Source organism: Parasphingomonas frigoris, from assembly GCF_036663815.1.
Taxonomy (GTDB): Bacteria; Pseudomonadota; Alphaproteobacteria; order Sphingomonadales; family Sphingomonadaceae; genus Sphingomonas.
This window is the reverse complement of sequence record NZ_JAXOJQ010000002.1, coordinates 424,575-450,270: the sequence shown is the minus strand read 5'-3', so window position 1 is coordinate 450,270 and position 25,696 is coordinate 424,575. Positions and strand designations below refer to the sequence as shown.

General features: G+C 69.0%; 26 protein-coding genes and 1 tRNA gene. 14 read left to right on the top strand and 13 right to left on the bottom strand.

Annotated features, from left to right (window positions below):
- The first annotated feature begins 7 nt into the window (after nucleotides 1–7).
- Nucleotides 8–1,207: a penicillin-binding protein activator gene (locus tag U1872_RS07475; RefSeq protein WP_332792256.1), complete on the top strand. Its 1,200-nt coding sequence runs from the start codon at nucleotides 8–10 to the stop codon at nucleotides 1,205–1,207.
- 120 nt (nucleotides 1,208–1,327) lie between these two features.
- Here U1872_RS07475 and hemW read toward each other — a convergent pair whose 3' ends face one another.
- Nucleotides 1,328–2,482: a radical SAM family heme chaperone HemW gene (gene hemW / locus U1872_RS07470; RefSeq protein WP_332792255.1), complete on the bottom strand. Its 1,155-nt coding sequence runs from the start codon at nucleotides 2,480–2,482 to the stop codon at nucleotides 1,328–1,330.
- Between the two features lie 39 nt (nucleotides 2,483–2,521).
- On the opposite strand from hemW, the gene U1872_RS07465 reads away from it, so the two are divergent.
- Nucleotides 2,522–3,109, top strand: coding sequence for a CAP domain-containing protein (locus tag U1872_RS07465; RefSeq protein WP_332792254.1), 588 nt, complete (start codon nucleotides 2,522–2,524; stop codon nucleotides 3,107–3,109).
- Between the two features lie 170 nt (nucleotides 3,110–3,279).
- Here the strand turns inward: U1872_RS07465 and rdgB are convergent, their stop codons facing one another.
- Together rdgB and rph are read right to left on the bottom strand one after the other, a co-directional pair.
- Nucleotides 3,280–3,912: an RdgB/HAM1 family non-canonical purine NTP pyrophosphatase gene (gene rdgB, locus U1872_RS07460; protein WP_332792253.1), complete on the bottom strand. Its 633-nt coding sequence runs from the start codon at nucleotides 3,910–3,912 to the stop codon at nucleotides 3,280–3,282.
- Nucleotides 3,909–4,625: a ribonuclease PH gene (gene rph / locus U1872_RS07455; protein WP_133186384.1), complete on the bottom strand. Its 717-nt coding sequence runs from the start codon at nucleotides 4,623–4,625 to the stop codon at nucleotides 3,909–3,911. Before rph ends, rdgB begins: the two co-directional genes overlap by 4 nt.
- Before the next feature lie 76 nt (nucleotides 4,626–4,701).
- Here rph and U1872_RS07450 point away from each other — a divergent pair, with 76 nt between their 5' ends.
- The 5 genes from U1872_RS07450 (at nucleotide 4,702) to U1872_RS07430 (ending at nucleotide 11,684) form a co-directional block, all read left to right on the top strand.
- Nucleotides 4,702–5,505, top strand: coding sequence for an energy transducer TonB (locus U1872_RS07450; RefSeq protein ID WP_332792252.1), 804 nt, complete (start codon nucleotides 4,702–4,704; stop codon nucleotides 5,503–5,505).
- 113 nt (nucleotides 5,506–5,618) lie between these two features.
- On the top strand, nucleotides 5,619–6,662 hold the full coding sequence (gene hrcA / locus U1872_RS07445) for a heat-inducible transcriptional repressor HrcA (protein ID WP_332792251.1): 1,044 nt from the start codon (nucleotides 5,619–5,621) through the stop codon (nucleotides 6,660–6,662).
- A 16-nt stretch (nucleotides 6,663–6,678) separates the two neighbouring features.
- Nucleotides 6,679–7,230 carry a nucleotide exchange factor GrpE gene (gene grpE / locus U1872_RS07440; RefSeq protein ID WP_332792250.1) on the top strand — a complete coding sequence of 184 codons (552 nt, stop codon included), beginning with the start codon at nucleotides 6,679–6,681 and terminating at the stop codon, nucleotides 7,228–7,230.
- 143 nt (nucleotides 7,231–7,373) lie between these two features.
- Nucleotides 7,374–8,606, top strand: coding sequence for a threonine synthase (locus tag U1872_RS07435; RefSeq protein WP_332792249.1), 1,233 nt, complete (start codon nucleotides 7,374–7,376; stop codon nucleotides 8,604–8,606).
- 159 nt (nucleotides 8,607–8,765) lie between these two features.
- Nucleotides 8,766–11,684 carry a PAS domain-containing protein gene (locus U1872_RS07430; protein ID WP_332792248.1) on the top strand — a complete coding sequence of 973 codons (2,919 nt, stop codon included), beginning with the start codon at nucleotides 8,766–8,768 and terminating at the stop codon, nucleotides 11,682–11,684.
- Between the two features lie 3 nt (nucleotides 11,685–11,687).
- Here the strand turns inward: U1872_RS07430 and U1872_RS07425 are convergent, their stop codons facing one another.
- Both U1872_RS07425 and dapE read right to left on the bottom strand, forming a co-directional pair.
- Complete coding sequence (locus U1872_RS07425; RefSeq protein ID WP_332792247.1) at nucleotides 11,688–12,833, bottom strand: SET domain-containing protein; 1,146 nt, start codon at nucleotides 12,831–12,833, stop codon at nucleotides 11,688–11,690.
- A gap of 110 nt (nucleotides 12,834–12,943) precedes the next feature.
- On the bottom strand, nucleotides 12,944–14,092 hold the full coding sequence (dapE, locus tag U1872_RS07420) for a succinyl-diaminopimelate desuccinylase (protein WP_332792246.1): 1,149 nt from the start codon (nucleotides 14,090–14,092) through the stop codon (nucleotides 12,944–12,946).
- A gap of 10 nt (nucleotides 14,093–14,102) precedes the next feature.
- On the opposite strand from dapE, the gene U1872_RS07415 reads away from it, so the two are divergent.
- A complete protein-coding gene (locus U1872_RS07415; RefSeq protein ID WP_332792245.1) occupies nucleotides 14,103–14,567 on the top strand; it encodes a cupin domain-containing protein in 465 nt (154 codons plus the stop codon).
- A 130-nt stretch (nucleotides 14,568–14,697) separates the two neighbouring features.
- On the opposite strand, the gene U1872_RS07410 is transcribed toward U1872_RS07415, so the two are convergent.
- Nucleotides 14,698–15,366, bottom strand: coding sequence for a glutathione S-transferase family protein (locus U1872_RS07410; protein ID WP_332792244.1), 669 nt, complete (start codon nucleotides 15,364–15,366; stop codon nucleotides 14,698–14,700).
- 71 nt (nucleotides 15,367–15,437) lie between these two features.
- Here U1872_RS07410 and U1872_RS07405 point away from each other — a divergent pair, with 71 nt between their 5' ends.
- From U1872_RS07405 to U1872_RS07390, 4 genes are all read left to right on the top strand, one after another.
- A complete protein-coding gene (locus U1872_RS07405) occupies nucleotides 15,438–16,784 on the top strand; it encodes a chloride channel protein (RefSeq protein WP_332792243.1) in 1,347 nt (448 codons plus the stop codon).
- A gap of 76 nt (nucleotides 16,785–16,860) precedes the next feature.
- A complete protein-coding gene (locus U1872_RS07400; protein ID WP_332792242.1) occupies nucleotides 16,861–17,244 on the top strand; it encodes a hypothetical protein in 384 nt (127 codons plus the stop codon).
- The gene (locus tag U1872_RS07395; RefSeq protein ID WP_332792241.1) at nucleotides 17,244–18,383 is read left to right on the top strand and encodes a glutathionylspermidine synthase family protein; all 1,140 of its coding nucleotides are present in this window, start codon (nucleotides 17,244–17,246) and stop codon (nucleotides 18,381–18,383) included. The genes U1872_RS07400 and U1872_RS07395 overlap by 1 nt, the downstream gene beginning before the upstream one ends.
- Nucleotide 18,384: 1 nt before the next feature.
- Entirely contained in the window at nucleotides 18,385–18,852 is a 468-nt protein-coding gene (locus U1872_RS07390) for an OsmC family protein (RefSeq protein WP_332792240.1), read from the top strand.
- A gap of 4 nt (nucleotides 18,853–18,856) precedes the next feature.
- Here the strand turns inward: U1872_RS07390 and yihA are convergent, their stop codons facing one another.
- The 6 genes from yihA to U1872_RS07360 form a co-directional block, all read right to left on the bottom strand.
- Entirely contained in the window at nucleotides 18,857–19,492 is a 636-nt protein-coding gene (gene yihA / locus U1872_RS07385; RefSeq protein WP_332792239.1) for a ribosome biogenesis GTP-binding protein YihA/YsxC, read from the bottom strand.
- A gap of 174 nt (nucleotides 19,493–19,666) precedes the next feature.
- Entirely contained in the window at nucleotides 19,667–21,421 is a 1,755-nt protein-coding gene (gene yidC / locus U1872_RS07380) for a membrane protein insertase YidC (protein ID WP_332792238.1), read from the bottom strand.
- A 34-nt stretch (nucleotides 21,422–21,455) separates the two neighbouring features.
- Nucleotides 21,456–21,668, bottom strand: coding sequence for a membrane protein insertion efficiency factor YidD (gene yidD, locus U1872_RS07375; protein WP_332792237.1), 213 nt, complete (start codon nucleotides 21,666–21,668; stop codon nucleotides 21,456–21,458).
- Nucleotides 21,669–21,819: 151 nt separating this feature from the next.
- A complete protein-coding gene (gene rnpA / locus U1872_RS07370; RefSeq protein WP_332792236.1) occupies nucleotides 21,820–22,137 on the bottom strand; it encodes a ribonuclease P protein component in 318 nt (105 codons plus the stop codon).
- A gap of 32 nt (nucleotides 22,138–22,169) precedes the next feature.
- On the bottom strand, nucleotides 22,170–22,304 hold the full coding sequence (rpmH, locus tag U1872_RS07365; protein ID WP_010162954.1) for a 50S ribosomal protein L34: 135 nt from the start codon (nucleotides 22,302–22,304) through the stop codon (nucleotides 22,170–22,172).
- A 101-nt stretch (nucleotides 22,305–22,405) separates the two neighbouring features.
- On the bottom strand, nucleotides 22,406–22,756 hold the full coding sequence (locus U1872_RS07360; protein WP_332792235.1) for a hypothetical protein: 351 nt from the start codon (nucleotides 22,754–22,756) through the stop codon (nucleotides 22,406–22,408).
- A gap of 122 nt (nucleotides 22,757–22,878) precedes the next feature.
- On the opposite strand from U1872_RS07360, the gene U1872_RS07355 reads away from it, so the two are divergent.
- Nucleotides 22,879–24,384 carry a YifB family Mg chelatase-like AAA ATPase gene (locus U1872_RS07355; RefSeq protein WP_332792234.1) on the top strand — a complete coding sequence of 502 codons (1,506 nt, stop codon included), beginning with the start codon at nucleotides 22,879–22,881 and terminating at the stop codon, nucleotides 24,382–24,384.
- Nucleotides 24,385–24,386: 2 nt separating this feature from the next.
- Here U1872_RS07355 and U1872_RS07350 read toward each other — a convergent pair whose 3' ends face one another.
- The gene (locus tag U1872_RS07350) at nucleotides 24,387–25,367 is read right to left on the bottom strand and encodes an ArsR family transcriptional regulator (protein ID WP_332792233.1); all 981 of its coding nucleotides are present in this window, start codon (nucleotides 25,365–25,367) and stop codon (nucleotides 24,387–24,389) included.
- Between the two features lie 223 nt (nucleotides 25,368–25,590).
- Between U1872_RS07350 and U1872_RS07345 the strand changes: the two genes are divergently transcribed.
- A tRNA-Leu gene (locus tag U1872_RS07345) sits at nucleotides 25,591–25,675 on the top strand.
- Nucleotides 25,676–25,696 lie beyond the last annotated feature (21 nt).

The following is a 25,696-nucleotide window of genomic DNA, read 5'->3' as shown; positions in this document are numbered from 1 at the left end:
AGTGGTCATGGCAGAGCGGGATATGGGCGCGCAACGTCCCATCGGGTTTAAGCGACTGTTGCGCGGGGTGGCGCTGGTCGGCGCCGTCTTGCTCGCGGGTTGCCAAACCGTCGTGCCGGGGCCCGCGCCGACGCGGCGCCCGCCGGCGCAGCGCCCGTCGCAGAACCAGCAGCCAGCGGTCGAGCAGGGCATCCCGACCGACACGCAGCGCCACCGCGTCGCGTTGCTCGTGCCGCTGACCGGCCCCAATGCCGGCGTCGGGCAGAGCCTCGCCAACGCGACGCAGCTCGCGCTGCTCGATTCGCGCAACGAGCGCGTCCGCATCACCAGCTATGACACCGCTGCGGGCGCCGCGCAGGCGGCGCAGCGCGCGCTGGCGGACGGCAACCAGCTGATCCTCGGCCCGCTGCTCGCCGACGACGTCCGCGCGGTGACGCCGATCGCACACCGCGCCGGCGTTCCCGTGGTGAGCTTCTCGAACGACACCACCGCGGCGGGCAATGGCGCCTATCTGATGGGCTACGTCCCGGCGCAGTCGATCGTCCGCGTCGTCAATTATGCGCACGACCAGGGCGTGACGAGCTTCGGTGGGCTGGTGCCCAACGGCATGTATGGCGAGCGTGCGTCGACCGCCTTCCTTCGCGCGGTCGAATCGGCCGGCGGCCGGGTCGGCTCGCTGCAGACCTACGACCGCGTGTCGGGATCGATGAGCGCCGCGATCCAGCGGATGGGCAAGAGCGCACCCTATCAAGCGATCCTGATCGCCGATGGCGGCGGTGCAGCGGCGACGGGCGTGCCCGTGCTGCGCCGCACGGGGATGGGCGGCGCGCGCATCCTGGGCACCGAATTGTGGAATTCTGAAGCGTCGATCGCGAGCAAGCCCGCGCTCGAGGGCGCGTGGTTCGCCAGCGTGTCGGACGGGCTGTACCGCCAATATGCCGCGAAATACCGCGCGCGTTTCGGCTCGGCGCCGTTTCGTTTGTCGAGCCTCGGCTACGATTCGGTGCTGCTGACGATCCGTATCATGCGCGATTGGCCGATGGGGACGGCGTTCCCCGAGGATCGGCTGAAGGATCGCGGTGGTTTCGCCGGGATCGACGGCGCGTTCCGCTTCGGCCGCGACAATGTCGCCGAGCGTGCGCTCGAAGTGCAGGAAATTCGCGGCGGGACGACGGTGACGATCTCGCCTGCGCCGGGCGGGTTCTAAGGGCACTGCCACTTCGTCACCCCGGCCTTGTGCCGGGGCCCACTGCGCCGCGCGTGCTGCCAGGTCCGCTCGCGCGTCACGGTGGACCCCGGGACGAGCCCGGGGTGATGGTTTGCTGTCTTACCCTCGCACGATCAGCGGCAGGATCGCGTCGAGCAGCAGCATCCCCGCCTCGGTTACGCGCAGATGATCGCCTGCCCGCGCAAGCAGTCCCTGCGTTTCCAGCCTCGCCGCCGCCGTCCAGTCGATCAGCGCGTCGACCGAGGTCGCGCCCAGTCCGGCGATCCGCGCGAGATCGACGCCTTCGCGCAGCCGCAGCCCCATCAGCAGCGCTTCGGTCGCGCGCTCGCTCGGCACCAGCGGCGTCTCGATCTGCGCGCCGTGGCCATTGCGCGCGACCGCGCCGAGCCAATTCTCCGGCTTCTTGTGGCGCGCGGTGGCGAGCCCGCTGCGGCGCCCGTGCGCGCCGGGGCCGACCCCGGCATAATCGCGATAGCGCCAGTAGACGAGATTGTGCCGGCTCTCGGCGCCGAGCCGCGCATGGTTCGAAATCTCGTAGGCGGGCAGCCCGGCCGCGGTGGTCGTCGCGCGCGTCGCCTCGAACAGGTCGGCAGCGGCGTCGCCGTCGGGGATGACGATCCGCCCCGCCGCCGCTTCGGTCGCGAAGCGCGTGCCGGGCTCGATCGTCAGCTGGTAAAGCGAGAGATGCTCGGTGCCGAAGGCGAGCGCGCGGGTGAGTTCGGCATCCCACGCGGCAAGCGTCTGCCCGGGCCGCGCGTAGATCAGGTCGAAGCTGACGCGCGCGAAGGCGTTCTGCGCGGTTTCGAGCGCGGCGATCCCCTCGGCGACGCCGTGCGCGCGCCCGAGAAAGACCAATGCTTCGTCATCGAGCGCCTGCAACCCGAGCGACACGCGATTGACCCCGGCGCGCGCGATATCGGCGAAGCGCGCCGCCTCGACCGAGGAAGGATTGGCCTCGAGCGTGATCTCGATGTCGGGTTCGGGCGCCCAGTGCGTCGTCGCCGCGTCGATGATCGCCGCGACCGTAGCGGGCGGCATCAGCGAGGGCGTGCCGCCGCCGAAGAAGATCGAGCCGAGCCGCCGCCCGGGCAGCGCGGCAGCCTCATAGGCGAGGTCGGCGAGCAGCGCGTCGCGCCACGCCGCCTGGTCGACGCTCTCGCGGACATGGCTGTTGAAGTCGCAATAGGGGCATTTCGACACGCAGAACGGCCAATGGACATAAAGCGCGAGCGGGGGCATTTCGGCGGCGTTCATTCGGGCAGGCCTATGGGCGTATCGAGGAGATTGCGAAAGATGCGCGTTCGTTTGCCGGTGCTCGTGCCGATGCTGGTGCTCGCGCCGCTGGCACTGCTGGTCGGATGCACTGCCTCCGATCCCGAGCGTCCGCCGGTGGTGAAGGAGCCGCGGCTGAGCGACGTCCCCGCCGCGCGCGGCGACGCGCTGCTGCGCCGTGCGATGATCGCCGGGCACAACGCAGCGCGCGCCGCCGTCGGCGCGCCGCCTTTGACGTGGAACGACGAACTGGCGGCGGATGCAGCGCGCTATGCCGCGACGCTCGCCGCGACGCGCGATTTCAAGCATTCGACCGGGGTGCGCGGGCGGACACCCGAGGGCGAGAACCTCTTCATGGGCTCGCGCGGGGCGTATCGCTATGACGAGATGGTGCGGCTGTGGGTCGACGAAGGGCGGATGTACCGCCCCGGCGTGTTTCCCGACATCAGCACGACCGGGCGTTGGCAGGAGGTCGGGCATTACACCCAGATCGTCTGGCGCCGCACGCGCGAGGTCGGCTGCGGGCTCGCGAGCAGCCGCAGCGACGATTATCTGGTGTGCCGCTATACGCCGCCGGGGAATGTGGTGGGGAGTCGGGTGGAGGGGTGAGCCTCGGGACCGCACGCCCCGCCACCCCGGCGCCGCTACGCCAGCCCAGCCCTCCGCCGTCACCCCGGCCTTGTGCCGGGGTCCACTCAGCCGCGCGGATGCCGCACGATTTGACCGCAATTTGCGCCGCACGGTGGACCCCGGCACAAGGCCGGGTGACGGATTAGGGCTTAGAGCACCGCCGCAATCAGCTGCGCGAATGCATCCGCCCGGTGGCTGATCGCATGCTTCTGCGCGGGATCCATCTCGGCATAGGTCTGGTCGCCACCCGCGGGCACGAACACCGGATCATAACCGAACCCGACATCGCCGCGCGGCGGCCAGGTCAGCGTGCCCTCGGCACGGCCTTCGAACCATTGCACATGCCCGTCGGGCCAGGCGAGCGCGAGCACGCAAACGAAATGCGCCGCGCGGCTCGCATCAGGGCCCTTGGTGGCGAGCGCCTGCTCGACCTTGGTCATCGCCAGCGTCCAGTCGCGGCCGTTCGGCGTCTCCGCCCAATTGGCGGTGTAGACGCCGGGATCGCCGCCGAGCGCCTCGACGCAGAGCCCGCTATCGTCGGCGAGCGCAGGCAGGCCCGACAGATCCGCCGCCTGCAACGCCTTCAGTTCGGCGTTGGCGACGAAGGTCGTGCCGGTCTCCTCGGGCTCGGGCAGGTCGAGGTCGGCCGCCGAGATCGCCTCGATGCCATGCTCGGCGAGCAGGAAGCCGATCTCGCGCACCTTGCCGGCGTTGTGGCTGGCGATGACGAGCTTGCCCGGGCTGAGCTTGCGGATCGCCTGCGGCACGACCTCTTCGCTCATTTTGCAACCGCTTTGGCTTGTGCGGCGAAGATGTCGGTGCAGCCGATCCGCGCCAGACGGAGCAGGCGCAGCAGCGCTTCCTCGTCATAGGTCGCGCCCTCGGCCGTCGCCTGGACTTCGGCGATGTTGCCGTTTTCGAGCAGCACGAAGTTGGCGTCGGCGTCGGCGTTCGAATCCTCGTCATAGTCGAGGTCGAGCACCGGCGTGCCCTTGAAGATCCCGCACGAAATCGCCGCGACCTTCTGCGTCAGCGGGTCGGCGGTGAGCTTGCCGCTCGCCATCAGCCCGTCGATCGCCAGCCGCAGCGCGACCCACGCGCCCGAGATCGACGCGGTGCGCGTCCCGCCATCGGCCTGGATCACGTCGCAATCCAGCACGATCTGGCGCTCGCCGAGCAGCTTCAGGTCGGTCACGGCGCGCAGCGAACGGCCGATGAGGCGCTGGATTTCCTGCGTCCGGCCCGACTGCTTGCCCTTGGCGGCTTCGCGGCTGCCGCGCGTGTGCGTGGCGCGCGGGAGCATGCCATATTCGGCGGTGACCCAGCCTTCGCCCTTGCCGCGCAGGAACGGCGGGACCTTCTCCTCGATCGACGCCGTGACCAGCACCTTGGTGTCGCCGAAGCCGATCAGCACCGACCCTTCCGCATGTTTGGTGAAGCGCGGCTCGATCGTGATCGTGCGCATCTGGTCGGGGGTGCGGCCGCTTGGGCGCATGGGGAATCTCCTGGAAATGATCGAGTCGCCCTAGCTGTGCGTTGGGCGGGTGTCACCCCTTGGCTGGGGGCGGCGGATGCCCACATTCGGGGCCGAGGACGAAGCGCAGGACATGACGGGGTACGCAGCAACACGGCAGGACCGGATCATCGGAGCGGGCGGCGCGGCGGCGCTGGTCGGGCTGATCGGCTATGGGCTGGTGATGGGGCTCGGCGTCGATTTCCAGCGCCGCATCGCCGACGACCTGACGGTGATCTCGGTGCTGCCCGAATCGCCGCCACCCAAGCCCGATCCGGTGCCCGCGCGGGAAAAGGCCGAGAAGCGCAAGGAAGGCGCCGCCGCGCCGCCCAACCTCAAGTCGAAGGCGACCGAGATCGTCGCACCACCGCCGCCGATCGTGTTGCGGCAACCCCCGCCGGTGGTGGTCGCACCGATCGCCGGAGTCGGGTTCGAACGTTCGACCGGCGCCGCGCCCGTCGCCGGGCCGGGCACCGGCAGTGGCGGGCAGGGCAATGGCACCGGCAGCGGCGATGCTGGCGACGGCGATGGCGGGGGCGGGGGGACCGACGCCGAGCTCATCAGCAACGAGCTGCGCTATCGCGATCTGCCGCGCGACATCTATGATTCGCAGGCGGCCGGGATGGTGACCTATCATGCGACGATCGGCGTCGATGGTCGCCTGAGCGACTGTCGCGTGGTCAAGTCGAGCGGCAATCGCGCGCTCGACGCCGCGACCTGTGCGCTCGCGCTGAAAGATGTCCGCTTCCGCCCGGCGCGCGATGCGAGCGGGCGCAAGGTCGCCGATGCGGCGCTGTTCGAACAGGAATGGACCGTGACGCGCGATCCCGATCGCGCGAGCGACGAGGAGGGGAGGCGCTGAGGGCTGCCCAATCTCAAATCGCTTCCCCGGCGACGGGGGGCTAGACGCTGGCTCTGACCACCTCGCGCAACCAACCAGTTGAGCCTTTCGCACCTGCCCCCCATATACCCCCTATGCGGCTGCCCCCGATCACCGAGCTCAACGACCGCGCCCGCGACGTCTTCCGCGTCGTCGTGCAGAGCTATCTCGATACCGGCGCGCCGATCGGGTCGCGCACGATCGCGCATCTGTCGGGCCTCAACCTCTCACCTGCCTCGATCCGCAACGTGATGCAGGATCTCGAGGAACTCGGCCTGCTCGCCGCGCCGCATACCAGCGCGGGGCGGATGCCGACCGAGATCGGCCTGCGCCTGTTCGTCGACGGGATGATGCAGGCGCTCGAGCCCTCGCTCGAGGAGCGCGCCGCGATCGAGCGCCAGCTCGTCCAGAGCGGCCCGGTCGAGGAAGCGATCGCCGCCACCACCGCAGCGCTGTCGGGCCTGTCGGCCTGCGCCGGCATGGTGATGGTGGCCAAGCGCGAACTCGTGCTGCGGCAGATGAGTTTCGTGCCCTTGTCGGCAGATAAGGCGCTCGCGGTGCTCGTCGGCGAGGACGGCTCGATCGAAAATCGCGTGATCGACCTGCCGCCGGGCCTGCCGGTCTCGGCGCTGATCGAGGCCGGCAACTACATGAGCGCGATGCTCGGCGGCCTCACGCTGTTCGAGGCGCGCGCGAAGATCGAGCGCGAACTTCTGGCCGAACGCGCCGAGCTCGATGGCGCCGCACGGACGCTGATCGAACGCGGTCTGGCCATCTGGAGCGAGGATGGCGAGCGCCGCCCGGTGCTGATCGTGCGCGGCCAGGCGCGCCTGATCGACGATGCCGCCGCCGCCGATCTCGAACGTGTGCGCTTCCTGCTCGACGATCTCGAGGGCAAGCAGGACATCGCCCGGCTGCTCGACAACGCCAGCGCGGGCGACGCGACGCGGATCTTCATCGGCGCGGAGACCAAATTGTTCTCGCTGTCGGGCTCGTCGGTGATCGCCAAACCGTTCCGCGGATTGGACGGTCGCGTGGTCGGAGTCGTCGGCGTGATCGGCCCGACGCGGTTGAACTATGCGCGCGTCGTGCCCATGGTGGATTACACTGCCGCGACGCTTGCGCGGCTCATGGCTTGAATGGACTAGGGACGACATGATCGAAGACGAAAAGACCACCGTGGCAAACGACGCGGCCGAGCTGCGCGAGGAGACCGCCGCAGCGGCGCCCGAGGTTGCCGAGCATGACGAGACCGCCAAGCTGCGCGCCGAGCTCGCCGAATCGAAGGCGGCCGTGCTCTACGCACATGCCGAGGCACAGAACGTCCGCCGCCGCGCCGAGAAGGAAACCGCCGATGCGCGTGCGTACGCGTCTACCAACTTCGCGCGCGACCTGCTCTCGGTTGCCGACAATCTGTCGCGTGGGCTCGAGGCTATCCCCGCCGAGTTGCGCGCCGACGAGAAGATGAAGGGCCTCGTCGCCGGGCTCGAGGCGACCGGCCGCGAGCTCGAGGCGGTATTCCAGCGCCACGGCATCAAGAAGATGACGACGATCGGCGAGAAGCTCGACCCGAACTTCCACCAGGCGATGTTCGAGCTGCCGAGCGACCAGCCGGCGGGCACCGTCGTGCAGGAAATGCAGTCGGGCTACATGATCAAGGACCGCTTGCTGCGGCCGGCATTGGTGGGCGTGGCGAAGGCGGGCTGACCGCCGTTTCACGCCGCGGCGGGTATGGATTTGCCAGTCCCGCCGCCTAGCGTGGGGCTGTGCGTCCGGTAGCCACTGCCAGCCCCCTTATCGCGCCTTTCCTGGGCTTATCCCGCGCGACCCGTGCGAGTCGGAGATGCTTCATGTCGATCAACGCCAATCTGACCGCCGACCGCCAGACCTTCGTGACGCATCTCGAATGCTCGCTGACCGGCGAGCGCTACGAAGCCGACCAACTCCAAGGCCTGTCGCGCGTCGGGCGGCCGCTGCTTGTCCGCTATGATCTGGAGGCGGTCAAAGCCGCGCTTCCCAAGACCACGCTCGAGGCGCGGCAGACCGATCTGTGGCGCTGGCGCGAGCTGCTGCCAGTGCGGCGCACGGAGAACATCGTCAGCCTCGGCGAGATCGAGACGCCGCTGGTGGCCATCCCCAAGAGTTCGGGCAGCGCCAACGTGCTGGTCAAGGACGAAGGGCGCCTGCCGACGGGCAGCTTCAAGGCGCGCGGCCTGGTGATGGCGGTGGCGATGGCAAAGGAACTGGGCGTCACCCGGATCGCGATGCCGACCAACGGCAATGCCGGCGCCGCACTTGCCGCTTATGCGACGCGCTGCGGGATCGAGACGATCGTGCTCGCGCCGGAGGAAACGCCCGAGGTCAATATCCGCGAAATCGCCGCGCAGGGCGCCCGCGTCTACCGCGTCAACGGCCAGATCGATGACTGCGGCGCGATCGTCGGGCGCGGCGCCGCGGAAGGCCGCTGGTTCGACTTCTCGACGCTCAAGGAGCCGTACCGAATCGAGGGCAAGAAGACGATGGGGCTCGAGCTCGCCGCGCAGTTCGGCTGGAAACTGCCCGATGCGATCTTCTACCCGACCGGTGGCGGCACCGGGCTGATCGGCATGTGGAAGGCGTTCGACGAGCTCGAAAAGCTCGGCTGGATCGGCCCCGAGCGGCCGCGCATGTATGCCGTCCAGGCAAGCGGCTGTGCGCCGATCGTCCGCGCTTTCGAAGCGGGCGAAGAACATGCCGAGCGCTGGGAAGACGCCGCGACCGTCGCTGCTGGCATCCGCGTGCCCAGGGCGGTCGGCGATTTCCTGATCCTGCGTGCGGTCCGCGCGAGCGGCGGCAAGGCGCCGGGCGTCGGCGATCCCGCGATCCTGCAAGCAGTGGAGGATTGCGCCACGAAGGACGGGCTTTTGCTCTGCCCCGAAGGCGGCGCGACGCTGGCCGCCTATCGCGAGGCGCTGCGCACCGGCGAGGTCGACGAGGAGGAGCGCGTCGTGCTGTTCAACTGCGCGACCGGGCTCAAATATCCGATGCCCGCGGCGAATGCTTCGGTCGACCGGTTTGCGGAGATCGATCTCGGCGCGTTGTGATCGCGCGGGCGGCCGTGGGTGGGCCCGCGGTGCCGAGTTGACAGCGCATCGGCGAAACCGCACCATCGTCTCGCCGATGTTTGGCAAATGTGCGCGCGAGACCAGAAGCTTATGGCATCCCTAGATCCCGGAACCGCGGCTGGTCCCAGTGGGGCGGGATTGCGGTTTCTGGACGGCGGCGGGGCCGTCGCGCAGCTGCTGCGCGACCGCGATTGGACCGGACATCCGCTCGGCGCGCCGTGCGACTGGCCGGCCGCGCTCAAGTCGAGCGTCAGCCTGTGCCTGCGCTCCGCCTTTCCCGGCGCGATCTATTGGGGGCCGGATTATATCCTGCTCTACAATGATGCGTGGATCGAGATTGCCGATCGCCACCCCGCACAGCTCGGCCTCCCCGCGGCCCAGGCGCGCGCCGACATCTGGCCGGTCCTCGCGCCGCAGTTCGCCGCGGCCATGGCCAGCGGCGAGGGGGTGGTGTCGAGCGCGCAACGGCTGATGATGCAGCGCGCCGGCGTGCCGACCGAGACCTATTGGACCTATGCGATCACCCCGATCCAGGACGCGCATGGTGTGACCTGCGGGATATTCGGCCAGGGGATCGACGTGACCGCGCAAATCCTGTCCGAGCGCGCGCTGCGCAAGAGCAAGGCGGAGCGCGATTTCGTCCTCACCCTGGTCGAGCGACAGCGTACGCACAGCGATCCCGACGACGTGATGCAGGTTTCGGCCGAAGCGGTCGGTGCCTATCTCGGCGTCGATCGCTCGGGCTTCTTCGAGGTCACGCCCGACGGGATGATCGACTATGGCGCCTGCTGGATCAGCGGGGCATTGCCGCCACTGACCGGCTCGATGCCGTCCGCGCTGTTCGGCAAGCGCATGGGCGCCACCGTCGGCCGCGGCGCCACTTTGGTTTTCGCCACGCCGGACGACCCGGCGGCGCCCGACGGCGCGGCGCTCTCGGCGGTCGGCACGCAGGCTGGGGTCAGCGTTCCGCTGGTGCGCGGCGGCGCCTGGCAGGGGGCCTTCTACGTGAGCCAGGCGGTGCCGCGCGCCTGGACAGGCGACGAGATCGCGCTGATCGAGGAGGTCGCCGAACTCAGCTGGGATGCGGTCGCCCGCGTGCGCGCCACCGCGCGGCTGCGCGCGCACGCTATCGACCTGACCGACACCGTCGCCGCGCGCACCGCCGAGCGTGACCAGCTCTGGAACGTCAGCAACGATCTGCTCGGCATTGCGGATCGCGAAGGGCACTGGCTGTCGGTCAACCCGGCATGGGAGCGTCTGCTCGGCTGGACGCAGGCGGAAGTCCTCGGGCGTGGCACGCAGTGGATCCGCCATCCCGAGGATACCGGCGGCAGCGCCGCGGAAATTGCGCGGATCGCCGCGAGTGGCGTGACGCACCAGCTAGAGAAGCGGCTGCGGACGCGCGACGGCAGCTATCGCACCTTCGCATGGCAGACCACGCTGGTCGGCAACCGGCTCTACACGAATGCGCGCGACGTGACCGAGGAACGCCGCCAACAGGCCGCGGTACGCGCGGCAGATGCGCGAACGCGGATGGTGCTCGAGGCGATGGAGGGCGTCGGGGTGTGGACCTATGACGTCGCGCAGGATCGCTTCGCCAGCGAGAGCGGGTTCGGCGCGATCTACGGCTTTTCGAGCGCGCAGATGGACGAGGGCGTTTCGCTCGCCGATCTTGCGGCGCGGGTCCACCCCGACGATCTGCCGATCCTGCGCGGCGCGATCGATCATGCCCAGGCGACCGGACGCGACGGCGCGCACGAATATCGCCTGCTGCTGCCCGACGGCACGCTGCGCTGGGTGATGGCGCGCAACCACGTGCTGCACGATCTTGCGGGCAAACCGGAGACGGTGGTCGGCGTGGTGGTCGACGTCAGCCGCCAGCGTGAGCTCGAGGATCGGCTGCGCCAATCGCAGAAGATGGAAGCGGTCGGCCAGTTGACGGGCGGGCTGGCGCACGATTTCAACAATCTGCTGACCGGCATGTCGGGTGCGCTCGAACTGATGCAGCTGCGCTTGCAGCAACGCCGGCTCGACGATCTGCCGCGCTATATCGGCGCCGCGCAAGCCGGTGTCGCGCGCGCGGCGGCGCTGACGCACCGGCTGCTCGCCTTCTCGCGCCGCCAGCCGCTCGATCCGCGCCCGGTCGACGTGCCGCAGCTGATCGCAGGGATGACCGACCTGCTGCGCGGAACGCTCGGCCCCGCGATCACGCTCGATATCGCGACCGACGCGACGAGCTGGGCGGTGCTGGTCGACGGCAACCAGCTCGAAAATGCGCTGCTCAACCTGTGTATCAACGCCCGCGACGCCAGTCCGGCGGGCAGTACGGTCAGGATTGCGACGCACAATGCGACGCTCGATGCCGAAGCGGCCGCAGCGTCTGAGCTGGCGGCGGGCGAATATCTCGTGCTCAGCGTCACCGATACTGGCACCGGGATGAGCCCCGATGTGATCGCGCGCGCGTTCGACCCGTTCTTCACCACCAAGCCGATCGGGCAGGGGACGGGCCTGGGGCTGTCGATGATCTACGGCTTCGTGCGCCAGTCGGGCGGCGCGGTGCAGATCCGCTCGGCGCCCGGTGCCGGCACGACGATGGCGCTGTTCCTGCCGCGCACCGCGCTGGCGGCAGCGGTGCCGCGGGCAGCAGGGGCAGGCCTCGCCGCGCTCGATCGGGCGGCGGCGGGGCGCGTGGGCGCGACGGTGCTGATCGTCGACGACGAGCCGGCCGTCCGGATGATGCTGCGCGAGGGACTTTCGGAGCTGGGCTACCGCGTGGACGAGGCCGAGACCGGCGCTGGCGCGCTCGACCACCTCGCCACGGCCGGGCAGATCGATCTCTTGATCACCGATGTCGGCCTGCCCGGCGGGATGAACGGGCGCCAGGTCGCCGATGCGGCGCGGCGGCTGCGCCCCGACCTGCCGATCCTGTTCATCACCGGCTTTGCCGAGACTGCGGTGTTCGGCGACGGCCCGCGCGACTCGGGCACCGCGCTGCTCGCCAAACCCTTTGCGATCGAGACGCTCGCAACGCGGATTCGCGCGCTGCTCGACGCATAGCCGTCAGGCCGCGCGGGTGCGCGCGGTGTTCACATCGTCGCTGCGGCGAAGATACGGCGCGACGAGGTTGCGTGAGCGGAACCACTCCTGTCGCTCCGGGCTGAGCGTCGAGAAATTGCCGATCACGCGACGGCACTCGGGTGCGCGACACTGGCAGATCATGTGCCAGTTCGATTCGGCGAGCGTGGTCGAATAGTCCCAGCTGATCTCCTCGCCCGGCGCGATGTCGCGCACGGCGACCAGGGTCACGCTGCCGGCGGCGAAGCGCAGCCCGGCATTGGGCGCGCAGCTATGGTTGATCAGGTCGTCGATCTGCCCCGATGGACCCATGAAATGCTCGGGCGTCACCTGGACGAAGCGATCGCTCGATCCGCGCATCAGGCTCGGCACGCGATCGGCGCGGAAGCGGCGGCCGGTGAAGCGCACGATCGCGTCGCCCTCGGCAAAGCCCGCCGCGGCATAGACCGCCTTGCCGAGATGCGTCTCGCCGACCGCGAACAGGTTGGCGGTGGGGCGATAGGCATCGAGGATGTAGAGCCGCCCGGCACGAAAGCCGAGCGAGCGCAGCGGGTTGATCGTCGCCAGCCCGACCATGAACCAGACACTCGCATGGCAGCCGAGTTCGACCAGGATATAGGCATATTCGCTCGCCTGTTGGTCGCCACTGCGCGTCGCGACGAGCAGCGTGGCGAGATCGCCGATCGACCACAGCCCCCACGCGGGCGAGCGCTCGCGCGTGCGATCCTCGAGCACGCTCTGCCAGGTCGGCCAGAAGCTCACCGGCACCGCGACGACGACGAGCATGTGCGCCCAGAAAGCGTTGCGCGACACGATCCACAGGGTCAGCGCGGCGAGGCAGGCGGCGGTGCAGAGGATCTCGCCGCGCGATGGCGCGCTCCACACCGAGCGGCGCCAGATGCCGATCGTCACCGCGATACAGGCCAGCGTCGACAGCGCGAACACCCAGCCTTGCAGCGCACCCGGGTTGACCGCGGCATAGGTCGCCGCCTCGACCGCAGTCGCCGCACTCCAGATCAGCCAGGATGCGCGGTTGGGCTGGACGAGGTGTCGGCGCAGGCCAGCCAGATACAGTCCATAGCCCGCCAGGCTGCACGCGATCGCAACGAAGAACCAGGGATCGATCGGCATGCCCGCGCACCGTTAAGGATAAACCCAAGCCTACGCCAATCGGCGACTCGCGTCCATGAAAAGCTAGGAATCTCCGCGAGTCGCGGCGATTCCCGATCCATTGGAATCGGTTAAAGCCGGGCGATGTCGGCGATGAGCGTCGCGTAGATCGCGCTCAGCGCGACGAGATCGTCGAGTGCGACCGCCTCGTCGAGCTTGTGCATCGTCGCGTTGACCAGCCCGAACTCGACCGTCGGGCACAGCGTCGAAAGGAAGCGCGCGTCGGACGTTCCGCCGGTGGTCGAGAGGTCGGGGCGCAGACCGGTATGGCGTGCGATCGCGTCCCCGATCAGCGTCGAGAAAGCGCCGGGTGCGGTCAGGAACGCCTCGCCCGAGATACGGGCCGTCACCGAGGCGGCGGGATCGTGCCGCTGGACGAGCGTCGTGATCCGCTCGACCAGCGCGGCGCCATTCTGCTCGTCGTTGAAGCGGATGCTGAGCCGCGCCGAGGCGTGCGCCGGGATGATGTTGGTCGCAGGATTGCCGACGGTGATGTCGGTGGTCTCGATATTCGACGGCTGGAACCAGGCATTGCCGTGGTCGAGCACGATCGCCTCGATCTCGGCGAGTATCGCGACCAGCCGCGGGATCGGGTTGTCGGCGAGGTGGGGGTAGGCGACGTGGCCCTGCTTGCCGGGCACGTCGATCCACAGATTGACCGAGCCGCGCCGGCCGATCTTGATCATGTCGCCGAGCCTGGCTGCCGAGGTCGGTTCGCCGACCAGGCAGAAATCGGGGCGCACGTCGGTTTCGGCCATCCGCTCGATCAGCGCCCGGGTGCCGAAGGTGGCGGGGCCTTCCTCGTCACCGGTGATGATCAGGCTGAGCGGCGCGCCGGGGGCGCCCGGGTCGAGCGGCGGGATCGCCGCAACGAACGCGGCGATCGCGCCCTTCATGTCGACCGCGCCGCGTCCGTAGAGCAGATCGCCGCGGATCTCGGGCGCAAACGCGCCGCTCGTCCAGCCCTCGCCCGGCGGGACGACGTCGAGATGGCCAGCGAAGGCGAGATGCGGCCCGCTGCCGCCGCGCGTCGCGAGCAGATTTTCGACCGGGCCGTCGGGGGCTTCGCCCGCAACGAAGCGATCGACGCTGAAGCCGAGCGGCAGCAACGCCGCCTCCAGCACGTCGAACACCGCGCCGCGCGCCGGGGTAACGCTTTCGCAGCCGAGCAGCGCCTTGGCGAGGGCGACGGAAGCGGGCAAGATCGGGTCTCTATCCATGGAGGCGACATTGCCCAAGCTCGACCTCGATACAATCCCGCAGACCAATGCGACGGGCTATCCCCCGCCGTTCGACGCGGCGGTCGAGGGGCGATGGTATCGCCGGCTCGCGCCGCCATCGGGCCTGACGCATTTCGGGGCGAGCCATGTCACGCTCGCACCCGGCGGCTGGTCGTCGCAGCGCCACTGGCATGCCGATGAGGACGAACTGGTCGTGATACTGTCGGGCGAGGCGGTGCTGGTCGAGGAAGGCGGCGAGACGATCCTGCGGGCGGGCGACGTGGCGACCTTCGCGGCCGGGGTCGAGGACGGGCACCATCTGCAGAATCGCAGCGATGCGCCGTGCGTGTTCGTCGCGATCGGCGCCGGGCCGCGGCTGCTGGGGGGCGAATATTCCGATATCGATATGTGCTTCCTGCCCAGCGGCTATGAGCGGAAGGACGGGACGCCGTATCCCACCGAGCGGGTGCCGTAGCGCCGTTTCCACCCAGGCTGCACCATGTGCCGTTCGCCCTGAGCCTGCCGAAAGGCACCTCGCAGCAGGCTGGCGCTCAGCGTGCTGGGGGCAGGGCTGCGACAGGCTCAGTACGAACGGATCTGGGGTGTCAGGTCGTCGCCGCGGGCTGCTCGAACTGTTCGATCACCCATTCCTCTTCCTGTGCCGAGGCGATCCAGTCCTGCATGAAGGGGTGGTGGAGCACCGCGTCCATATAGGGTGCGGCGAAGCGCGCGATCGGCAGGCTGTAGGTGACGATGCGCGTCACCACCGGCGCATACATGATGTCGGCCGCGCCGAACGCGCCGAACAGGAAATCGCCCTCGCCGCCGAAGCGCGCGCGCGCCTGTGCCCACAATTCCATGATCCGCTCGAGATCGGCGAGCACGTCGGCGTCTGGCGCGACGGGCGGGAAGATCTGGCGGACGTTCATGCTGTGCTTGCGGCGCAGCGCGGTAAAGCTCGAATGCATTTCCGCCGCCATCGACCGCGCCATCGCGCGCGCGGCATCGTCGGCGGGCCAGAACAGGTCGCGCGACGTCTTCTCGGCGAGATATTCGACGATCGCCAGGCTGTCCCACACCACGGCGTCGCCGTCCCACAGGATCGGCACCTTGCCCGACGAGGGCGCGAATTCGTCGCCCTCGCGACGCTTGTCCCACTCGGCATCGTAGAGCGGCACGACCGCTTCTTCGAACAGCAGGCCCGATTGCTTGCAGGCGAGCCAGCCGCGCAGCGACCAGGAGGAATAGGCCTTGTTGCCGATGATCAGTTTCATAGGCCCTGCCTAAGCGAGCCGCCGACGCCGTGCAACCGCATCGACGGTGGCGCCGTGCGGCACAATCGCGCATGAGCGCGGCCATGAATCGTAACGCACCTTATGCCCTGCGGCTGGTCTCGATCGTGTGGCGGCGTCGCGGCGCGCGCCAGGCGGGGATGCAACTCGGGCGGCTGCGGCGGCGGCTCGCGACCGGGGTTGGCGCGGTGCTGCTCGGGCTGGTCGCCTTGCTGTTTGCGGGCGCGAGCGACCGCGCGCAGGCGCTGTTCGGCGGCTTCGTCGCGCGTTTCCCGTACGCGCCGATCGCGCTGACGCCGGCGCTGTTCGTGCTCGTCGTCTGGGTGACCCGCCGTGCCGCGCCGTATGCGCGCGGATCGGGCATCCCGCAGGTCATCGCTGCGAGCCGGGCCCCCGATACGCCGGCGAGCAACGCGCTCGTCTCGCTGTGGACGGCGAGCGTCAAGCTGGTGCTGACGATCGTGATGCTGCTCGGCGGCGCATCGGTCGGGCGCGAGGGGCCGACGGTGCAGATTAGCGCGGCGATCATGGTCCGGGTGCATCGCTACTTCCGCGTGCCGATCACCTCGGGCGTGCTGATCGCGGGCGGCGCGGCGGGTGTCGCGGCAGCGTTCAACACGCCGCTCGCCGGGGTCGCCTTCGCGATCGAGGAGCTTGCCGCCGCTTATGAGCAGCGCGTCGCGGTGCTGGTGATGGGCGCGGTGATGATCGCCGGCCTGGTGAGCCTCGGGATCGCCGGCGACTATGTCTATTTCGGGGTGATGCGCGAGACGCTCGGCGTTTCGGCGGTGTTGCTGATCACGCCGGTCGCGGGGGTGCTCGGCGGTGCGGCGGGCGGGCTGTTCTCGCGGCTGGTGCTCGGCTTTGCCGGCGCGCGCTGGCGGCCGATCGCGGCGGCGCGGGCGCATCCGATCCTGTTTGCCGGCGGCTGCGGGCTGGTGGTGGCGATCCTCGGTATCGCGACCGGCGGGGCGACCTGGGGGACGGGCTATGGCGCGACTCGCGCGCTGGTCGAGGGGCAGGGGCAGTCGGACTGGTTCGGGCCGGCCAAGTTCGTGGCGGCGCTCGCCACGACGCTCAGTGGCGCACCGGGCGGGATCTTCGCGCCGTCGCTCGCGGTGGGGGCCGGGTTCGGCAATCTGCTCACCGGGCTGTTCGCTGGCCAGCCGGCGGGTGCGGTCGTCCTGCTCGGCATGACCGCGTACTTCGTCGGCGTGGTGCGTGCGCCGCTGACCGCGGTGATCATCGTGATGGAGGCGACCGCGGCGCGCGGGCTGATCCTGCCGCTGTTCGCGACTGCGCTGATCGCCGATGCCGCGAGCACGCTGGTGTGTCGCGAGCGGCTTTATCACGGGCTCGCCAAACCGTTCCTCGCCTTGGTCGAACCCAAGGCGGCGTAAGTCCCGCTACCGGATTCGCTGTTCGCGCCGCCCCGCGCGCGGTAGAAGCGGTGCGAGAAGAGGGAAATAGCAGACCATGGCCAGCCGCAAGTTCGACCCGCGCCTTTTGCCGATGACGAGCGCGGTGGCGACCGCCTTGCTCGCCAGCGCGTGCAGCCCGTCCGCCGACGTCGCCAAATCCGACGTCGCGGTGTGCCGCGACGCGAACGGCCTGCGCACCGACGACGCCAAGTGCGCGCGCAGCGGCGGCGGGCACGGCATGAACGGCGCGATCCTCGGGGCGGCGACCTGGTATTATCTGTCGCGCGGCAGCATGGTTCCGCCGCGGGGGCAGGCGCTGGCGGGTGGCACCACCACGCCGCGCGCCGGCGTCGGCTATGCCCGCGCGTCGTCGGCGACCGTCTCGCGCGGCGGCTTCGGGATGAGCGCGCGCAGTGGCGGCGGCGGGGCGGGCGAGTGATGCGCCGCACAGACTGCACGCCGCGCGCCGACTGGCGCGCGCGGGTCGAGGCGCTCGGGCTCGTCTGGCACAGCGCCGGCGACAAGCCCTATTGGGACGAGAGCGCCTGCTATCGCTTCACCGCGCAGCAGATCGCGACGATCGAGGCGGCGAGTGCCGAGCTGTACGAGATGTTCCTCGCCGCCGGTCAGCATGTGATCGACCGCGACCTGCTCGGCGACTTCGGCATTCCCGCTTTCTGCCACACGGCGATCCGCGATTCGTGGAACGGCGAGCCGGCCGCGCTCAATTTCGGGCGCTTCGACCTCGGCTATGACGGCGCGGGGCCGCCCAAGCTGTTCGAGTTCAACTGCGACACGCCGACATCGCTGGTCGAGGCGGCGGTGATCCAGTGGGACTGGAAAGAGGCGGTCTTCCCCGCGCTCGACCAGTATAACGGGCTGCACGACGCGCTGATCGCCAAGTGGCGCGACATCGCGCCGCCGCCGGGCACCAGCGCGCTCTATCTGGCGCATGTCGCCGATGCCGCGGGCGAGGACAGCGTGACCACCGCCTATCTCGCCGACACCGCGCGCGCCGCGGGGATCGACACGCGGCTGATCGAGATGGCGCAGCTCGGCTGGGACGAAGCTGGGCGGCGATTCGTCGATCTCGACAACGCGCCGATCGACGCGATCTTCCATCTCTATCCGTGGGAATGGCTGGTGCATGAGCCGTTCGGCAAGGAACTGGTCGAGAGCCTGTCGACGACGCTGTGGATCGAGCCGATCTGGAAGATGCTGTGGAGCAACAAGGCGATCCTCGCGGTGCTGTGGGAGCTGTTTCCGGGGCATCCCAATTTGCTCGAGGCGCGGCGCAGTCCGCTTGTCGGCGATCATGTCCGCAAGCCATTGCTCGCCCGCGAGGGCGCCAACGTGACGCTGGTGAAAGCGGGCGCGACGCTGGCCGAGACCGGCGGCGATTATGGCGAGGAGGGGTTCGTCTATCAGGCGCTCTACGACCTGCCCGGCAGCGGCGAGCAGCGCCCGGTGATCGGCGCATGGATCGTCGACGGCGCGCCGGCGGGGATGGGGATTCGCGAGGACGGACCGATCACCGGCAACGGCGCGCGCTTCGTGCCCCATGTCATCGAGGGGTAGCATGGCCGGCCACGATTTCACCGCCCGGATCGCATGGACCGGCAACCGCGGCGACGGCACGCGCCGCTATCGCGGCTACGACCGGACGTGGGACATCGCGACGCCGGGCAAGCCGGTGGTGGCGTGCTCGAACGATCCCTCGCTCGGCGGCAATCCGGCGCTGCCCAACCCCGAGGACTTGCTGCTGGCGAGCTTGGCCGGGTGTCACATGCTCTGGTATCTGCACCTGGCGAGCAGCGCGGGGGTGGTGGTGACGGGCTACGCCGACGATCCGCTCGGCGTGGGCGAGAGCGAACCCGACGGGACCGGGCGCTTCGTGAAGGCGGTGTTGCGGCCCCGGATCGAGCTGGCGGCGGGGAGCGACCTGGCGGTGGCGGATGCGATCCATGCGCGGATCCACGCGCATTGTTTTATCGCGCGCTCGGTGGCGTTTCCGGTGGAGGTGGCGGCGACCTACGTCGAGGTCTGACGGCTCAGCGCACCGCCTCGATCACCGCCGCGCGCAGTTCGGGGATGCCGAGCCCGGTTTCGCTCGACGTCACGAGGATTTCGGGATGCGCCGCCGGGCGCTTGCGCGCTTCGACCGTGGTCGCTTCGGTGACCTCGGCCAGCTCCGACGCCTTGATCTTGTCGGCCTTGGTGATGACCATGCGGTAGCTCACCGCCGCCTTATCGAGCATCTCGAGGATGTCGCGATCGACCTCCTTGATGCCGTGGCGCGCGTCGATCAGCACAAGCGCGCGCTTGAGCACGTCGCGCCCGCGCAGGAAATCGTTGACCATGAAGCGCCACTTCTTGACCAGATCCTTCGGCGCCTTGGCGTAGCCGTAGCCCGGCATGTCGACGAGGCGGAACGCCAGCGGATTGCCGACGTCGAAGAAGTTCAGCTCCTGCGTGCGGCCCGGCGTGTTCGAGGTGCGCGCGAGCGAGTTGCGGTTGGTCAGCGCGTTGAGCAGCGACGACTTGCCGACGTTCGACCGGCCGGCGAAGGCCACTTCGTTGACCGTCGGCTCGGGGATGAACTCGAGCGTCGGGGCGGATTTCAGGAACGCGATCGGCCCGGCGAAGAGTTTCCGCGCGATCTCGATGTCTTCAGGTTCGAACGGCATCTTAAATCCTCCCTCGCGCAGCGGGGGAGGGGGACCATTTTGCTTCTTCAGCAAAATGGTGGAGGGGGCCGGAGCTGGGCGCGACAACCGCCGTCGCCCCCCTCCACCCCTCGGCTGAAGGAGCCGAGCGGTCCCCCTCCCCCGGTTTCCGGGGGAGGATTTTCAGGGTCATGCTCACTTCTTCACCGCCGGCTCTTTGAGGCCCGGGTGCCGCGCGTACAGCAAACGCTGCTGCGCGACGGTCCACAGGTTCGAGGTGATCCAGTAGACCTGCAGGCCGACCGCGAACGGCGCCATCACGAACATCAGCACCCATGGCATGATCGCGAACACCTGCTTCTGGGCATCGTCCATTGGCGCCGGGTTCAACTTGAACTGGAAGAACATCGAGATGCCGAGCAGTACCGGCACGATGCCGATCGCGAGGAACGGCGGCAAGTGGTACGGCAGGTAACCGAACAGGTTGAGGATCGTCGCCGGATCGGGCGCCGACAGATCGTGGATCCAGCCGACGAACGGCTGGTGGCGCATTTCGATCGTCAGCAGCAGCACCTTGTACAGCGAGTACATGATCGGGATCTGGATCAAGGTCGGCAGGCAGCCCGCGAGCGGATTGACCTTCTCGGCCTTGTACAGCGCCATCACTTCCTGCTGCGCGCGCGGCTTGTCGTCCTTATACTTTTCCTGGATCGCCTTCATCTTCGGCTGGATCGCCTTCATCGCGGCCATCGAGGCGAACTGGCGCTGCGCCACCGGGAAGATCAGCGTACGGATCGTGACGGTGAGCAGGATGATCGCGACACCAAAGTTGCCGATCATGCGGAACAGCCAGTCGAGATATTTGAAGATCGGCTTTTCGACGACCTCGAACCAGCCCCAGTCGATCGCCTTGCCGAAATGCTGGATGCCGAGGCGGTCCTCATAGCGGTCGAGCGTGTTGGTTTCCTTCGCGCCGGCGAAGAACTTTGCGGTCGAGACGAGCGCCTTGCCCGGCGCGACGACGCGCGGGGCTTGCGTGAAGTCGCCCTGGAAGGTGTCGCCCTTGGCGGCGTGGAAGCCGGCATGGACCTGGGCCTTGGGGTCGGGGATGACGGCGGCGAGGAAATATTTGTCGCCGAAGCCGAGCCAGCCACCCTTGGCGTCGAAGAAGTTGTCGCCGGCCTTGGCGTTGCTCCCCCAGATCTTGCCCATGAAGGTCGCGTCCTTGCCCTTCAGATTGTCGAAGGTGATGTCGTAGGTCGCGCCTTTGTCGAACACGCCGATCGGGCCGATATGGTTGGTCCAGGTGTCGGGCTCGGTGCCGACGCCCGAGCGCGAGACGAGCGCATAGGGGCTCAGCGAAATCGGTGCGGGGCCGGCATTGGCGACGCTCTGGCGGACGGTGAACATGTACTTCGCATCGATCGCGAACGTCAGCGCGAAGACCTGGCCCTGGCCGTTCGCCCAGCGCAGCGTGACCGGCGTCGTCGGGGTCAGCGCGGTGCCGCTGGCGGTGAAGACCGTGTCGCCATTGGGAACGGTGACGCCGTCGCCGTTCCAGCCGAAGCCGGCGAAATAGGCGTCCTTGGTGCCGCGCGGCGAGAGCAAGCGGATCGGCGGCGAATTCTTGTCGATCGTCTGCTTGTACTTGGTCAGCGTGAGATCATCGATCCGCCCGCCCTTGAGGTTGATCGAGCCCTGCAGGTCGGCGGTGCGGATCGCGACGCGCGGGCTCTCGGCCTGGACGATCTTGAGATCGCGCACGGCGGCGGCACCTGTCGCGGCGGGGCCGGTCGGCGTGTTGACGACCTGGCTCTTGCCGTCGACCATCTTCGTGGCGGGGGGATTGGCGGCACGCGGGAAGAAGCGCGCAGACAGGAAATTCCCGCCGAACAGGATGATCGCGGCGAGCACCGCGAACAGGATGAAATTGCGGGTGTCTTGTTTCACGCTGGCGTTATCCGTTCGTCACTCGCGGGAGTCTTCAGGGCACGGGATCGGGTCCGAACCCGCCCCAGGGATGGCATCGCGCGATTCGCTTGGCCGCCAACCACCCACCTTTGACCGCGCCATAGCGGCGTAAGGCGGTGATTGCATAGGCGGAACAGCTTGGCTGATAGCGACAGGAGGGCGGGAGGATCGCGGAGGGGCCGACCTGCCAGCCGCGTACGAGCAGGACGAGGAGGCGGGTCAGCATGGGCGCAACCCGTCACCAAGCGCCAACCCGTCACCCCGGCCTTGTGCCGGGGCCCACCACGCGGCTTGCGCAGCGTTTGCAGTCCGGGCGTTGCGCGGGATGCCGAGTGGGCCCCGGCACAAGGCCGGCGTGACGGTAGGGAGCATGGGGCTCACCGCGCCACCTTCGCCAGCGCCTTGGTCAGTTCGGCGCGCAGCACGGCATAGTCGCGCTCGATTCCGCCATTGCGGCCGATCAGCACATGGTCCGCGCCGCGCACGCCCGAATCGGGGAGCACATCACGCGCCAAAGCCCGCAACCGCCGTTTCATGCGGTTCCGGACCACGGCATTGCCGATCTTCTTGGTGACGGTGAAGCCGACACGCATGTCGGGCGAACCATCATTGCGCGCGCGCACCTGCAGGACGAAGCCCGGCATCGGCGCGCGCTTGCCGCCGTTCGCCGCGAGAAAATCGCGGCGAACCTGCAAAGTCCGTATGTCGGCTCCGCCGACGGGGTTGCTTAGGCCGACAGCTTCTTGCGGCCGCGATTGCGGCGCGCGCGAATCACGTTGCGGCCGCCCGGCGTCGCCATGCGCGAGCGGAACCCGTGGCGGCGTGCGCGCACCAGATTGCTCGGCTGAAAGGTCCGCTTCATCGTTCATTCCCTGTAATTCTGCCCGGGGCACGTCTAAATAGAAAACGGCCGCCACGAGGACGGCCTTGGTGGGCTGCGCTTAAAGGTGAGCCCTGCGAAAGTCAACGTGTGCGATCGCTGGACGGCGGCGCGAGAATCTCGGCGAGGCGCGTACGAAACGAGGGCGGCGGGCCGTCGTCCGCCACGACCTTGTCGCGCGCGCGCCGCCGCGCGGCACTTTGGCGACGCAGCCCCATGTCGGCATAATGGCCGACCTTGGGCCAGCGGCGCTTGGTATCGACGAAGACGCGTTTGGCGCGGTGCGAATTCTGCAGCATCAGCGCGAGCCCGGCGGCGAAGACGAAAATCCCGCCTGGCCCGGGAATCGCGCCGACGACCGGCGAGACGACCACCAGCACGATGCCGGTGGAGAACCACAGGGTACGGACGACACGGTTGCGGGGAGCCTTCATCGTCGACCGATGTGGGTCCCGCAGCGGCTCTGCACAAGGCGCGACGCGCGCACGCCATCGACGCGCGGTTTCCCGAAGCCAAAAAAGCGTTATGCTGCCGCGACTTCCGGGGGGGATGGGCAATGGTCGCGAGCGTATCGACGGTGGCGTATCTGGGGCTCGAGGCGCGCGCGGTCGAGGTGCAGGTGCAGCTCATTCCGGGCCTGCCCGCCTTCCACGTCGTCGGCCTGGGCGACAAGGCGGTCGGTGAGAGCCGCGAGCGCGTGCGCGGGGCGATCGCGGCAATGGGGCTGGCGCTGCCGCCCAAGCGAATCGTCGTCAACCTGTCGCCGGCGGACCTGCCCAAGGAAGGCTCGCACTTCGACCTGCCGATCGCGCTGGCACTGCTCGGCGCGATGGGGATCGTCGATGCCGAGACGCTGAGCGACTATGTCATCGTCGGCGAACTGGGGCTCGACGCGCGGATCGCGCCGTCGCCGGGCGTGCTGCTCGCGGCGCTGCATGCCTCCGAACGCGGGCTCGGGCTGGTCTGCCCTGCCGCGCAGGGAGCAGAGGCGGCGTGGGCCGGGCAGGCGGTGCTGGCGGCGCCCGACATCCTGTCGCTGATCAACCACTTCAAGGGACACAGCCTGCTCGGCGCGCCGCTGCCGGGCGAGATCGACGCGCCGGTGGCGGGGCCCGACCTGCGGCAGGTGAAGGGCCAGGAAACCGCCAAGCGCGCGCTCGAGATCGCCGCGGCCGGCGCGCACAATCTGCTGATGGTCGGGCCGCCGGGCTCGGGCAAGTCGCTGATGGCGGCGTGCCTGCCGGGCATCCTGCCGCCGCTCGACCCGGCCGAGGCGCTCGAAGTGTCGATGGTCGCCAGCGTCGCCGGGACACTGGTGAACGGCCGGATGACGCGCGCGCGGCCGTATCGCGCGCCGCACCATTCGGCGTCGATGGCGGCCTTGGTCGGCGGCGGACTGAAAGTGCGGCCGGGCGAGGTCAGCCTCGCGCATCTCGGCGTGCTGTTCCTCGACGAACTGCCCGAATTCCAGCGCGCGGTGCTCGATTCGCTGCGCCAGCCGCTCGAGACGGGGACGGTCAGCGTCGCGCGCGCCAATGCACATGTCACCTTCCCGGCGCGCGTCCAGCTGATCGCGGCGATGAACCCGTGCCGCTGCGGGCATCTCGGCGATGCCGCGCTGGCGTGCAGCCGCGCGCCGCGCTGTGCGGCGGATTATCAGGCGAAGGTGTCGGGGCCGCTGCTCGACCGGATCGACCTGCATATCGAGGTGCAGGCGGTGAGCGCGGCCGACCTGGTGCTGCCGCCGCCGGCCGAAGGATCGACCGAGATCGCGGCGCGCGTCGCCGCCGCGCGCGATCTCCAGACCGCGCGCTACGCGGCGCATCCGGTGCGGACCAATGCCGAGATCGATGGTGAACTGCTCGACGCGGTCGCCACCCCCGACGAGGCCGGGCGCGCCTTGCTGGCACAGGCGTCGGCGGCGATGCGGCTGTCGGCGCGCGGCTATACGCGGATCCTCCGCGTCGCGCGCACGATCGCAGATCTTGCGGGTGTCGAGCAGGTCGGGCGGCTCCACGTCGCCGAGGCGCTGAGCTATCGCCGGCAGGCGCCGCGCGCCTGAGCTCAGCTATAGGCGATCAAGGGTGGCTTGCCGTCGAGATAGCAGCGTGCGGGGTCGTCGAAACGGAAGCCGCCGGGTCTCAGCCGCTGCAAGACCTGCGAGGTCCGCTCGGTTGCCAATTGCCCGCCGCGCGCGATCGTCGGGCTGCGCAGGAAGGCTTCGGACGCGATCACGCCGCCGGGCACGCGCTTGAGATAGCCCAGCCCGATCGCACGCTCGATCTCGCGCCGGACGGTCGAATCGCTTGTCCGCACGGCACGCGCAATCGCGCTGACCGTGACGGCGGCGCGCAAAGCCTCGGGCGGGATGGTATCGGCATCCGAATAGCGCCGCGCCAACACCGGATCGAGGGTGATGCGCCGGCTCGAGGCGATCACCACCGCGCTGACGGTGACCATCCCGAGCCAGCTGCGGTAACGGCTTCCGGCATATTCGAACGGCGAAAGGATCAGGTCGGTCGCCGCCGCGATGGTCGCATCGGGATCATAGGGTTGGCCGACGCGCGTCGCGGGAAGCGCGACGTCGAAATCCGCCAGCTGCTCGATCAGCGCCACCATGCGATCGTGCAGCAGGGTCAGCAACGTCGCGAAGCGTGGTCGCTCGAGCATGTCGGGGCAGGCGATCACCCCTGTCGGGGTCCGCACACAGACGCCCAGGCCGATCAGCGCGTTGATGTGGCGGCGGACGGTTTCGAACGGACGCCCCAGCGACATCGCGATCGCGTTGATGCTGATCCCCTCGCCACAGGCGGTGAGATGCGAGGCGACCCCGGTCGAGGAGCCGCGGAACCGCGCACCCTCGCGCAGCACCACCAGCAGGAACATCGCGCGATCGATGCCGACGCGGGTGCCGAGATGGTCCTCGAGCGCCCGGATCACGTCGGTGCCCCCCGCCAACTGCATCTCGGCGACCAGACGGACCACGAGACGGCTGCCCGGCCGCGGTGGAACCGTCTCGGCATCCTGTTCGTAAAATTGCTTCACGGCTCGGCTCCCCCGTCCCGATCCCATCCTACTCGCTTCAAAAGCAGTGTCTGGAGGTTCACACCATATCGGGTATTGACGCATTTGTCAGGGTCGGTGCGTATCCGCAACGATACTGTCCCTTATAGGATGAAACGGTCACAGGATGGCGGGTTGGTGCCACCGGGCTGCGCGCGCGGGCTTGAAGTCCGGCGTCCACGCGGGTAACAGCGCCGCTCCGCATGCGGGTGTGGTGAAATTGGTAGACGCGCGGGACTCAAAATCCCGTTCCGCAAGGAGTGTCGGTTCGACCCCGACCACCCGCACCATCGGTCTCAGGCGGCGTCCCG

Coding starts and splice junctions, on each gene's coding strand:
- U1872_RS07475 (WP_332792256.1), top strand. CDS start 8: ATGGCAGAGCGGGATATGGGCGCGCAACGTCCCATCGGGTTTAAGCGA.
- hemW (WP_332792255.1), bottom strand. CDS start 2,482: ATGAACGCCGCCGAAATGCCCCCGCTCGCGCTTTATGTCCATTGGCCG.
- U1872_RS07465 (WP_332792254.1), top strand. CDS start 2,522: ATGCGCGTTCGTTTGCCGGTGCTCGTGCCGATGCTGGTGCTCGCGCCG.
- rdgB (WP_332792253.1), bottom strand. CDS start 3,912: ATGAGCGAAGAGGTCGTGCCGCAGGCGATCCGCAAGCTCAGCCCGGGC.
- rph (WP_133186384.1), bottom strand. CDS start 4,625: ATGCGCCCAAGCGGCCGCACCCCCGACCAGATGCGCACGATCACGATC.
- U1872_RS07450 (WP_332792252.1), top strand. CDS start 4,702: ATGCCCACATTCGGGGCCGAGGACGAAGCGCAGGACATGACGGGGTAC.
- hrcA (WP_332792251.1), top strand. CDS start 5,619: ATGCGGCTGCCCCCGATCACCGAGCTCAACGACCGCGCCCGCGACGTC.
- grpE (WP_332792250.1), top strand. CDS start 6,679: ATGATCGAAGACGAAAAGACCACCGTGGCAAACGACGCGGCCGAGCTG.
- U1872_RS07435 (WP_332792249.1), top strand. CDS start 7,374: ATGTCGATCAACGCCAATCTGACCGCCGACCGCCAGACCTTCGTGACG.
- U1872_RS07425 (WP_332792247.1), bottom strand. CDS start 12,833: ATGCCGATCGATCCCTGGTTCTTCGTTGCGATCGCGTGCAGCCTGGCG.
- dapE (WP_332792246.1), bottom strand. CDS start 14,092: ATGGATAGAGACCCGATCTTGCCCGCTTCCGTCGCCCTCGCCAAGGCG.
- U1872_RS07410 (WP_332792244.1), bottom strand. CDS start 15,366: ATGAAACTGATCATCGGCAACAAGGCCTATTCCTCCTGGTCGCTGCGC.
- U1872_RS07405 (WP_332792243.1), top strand. CDS start 15,438: ATGAGCGCGGCCATGAATCGTAACGCACCTTATGCCCTGCGGCTGGTC.
- U1872_RS07400 (WP_332792242.1), top strand. CDS start 16,861: ATGGCCAGCCGCAAGTTCGACCCGCGCCTTTTGCCGATGACGAGCGCG.
- U1872_RS07395 (WP_332792241.1), top strand. CDS start 17,244: ATGCGCCGCACAGACTGCACGCCGCGCGCCGACTGGCGCGCGCGGGTC.
- U1872_RS07390 (WP_332792240.1), top strand. CDS start 18,385: ATGGCCGGCCACGATTTCACCGCCCGGATCGCATGGACCGGCAACCGC.
- yihA (WP_332792239.1), bottom strand. CDS start 19,492: ATGCCGTTCGAACCTGAAGACATCGAGATCGCGCGGAAACTCTTCGCC.
- yidD (WP_332792237.1), bottom strand. CDS start 21,668: ATGCTGACCCGCCTCCTCGTCCTGCTCGTACGCGGCTGGCAGGTCGGC.
- rpmH (WP_010162954.1), bottom strand. CDS start 22,304: ATGAAGCGGACCTTTCAGCCGAGCAATCTGGTGCGCGCACGCCGCCAC.
- U1872_RS07360 (WP_332792235.1), bottom strand. CDS start 22,756: ATGAAGGCTCCCCGCAACCGTGTCGTCCGTACCCTGTGGTTCTCCACC.
- U1872_RS07355 (WP_332792234.1), top strand. CDS start 22,879: ATGGTCGCGAGCGTATCGACGGTGGCGTATCTGGGGCTCGAGGCGCGC.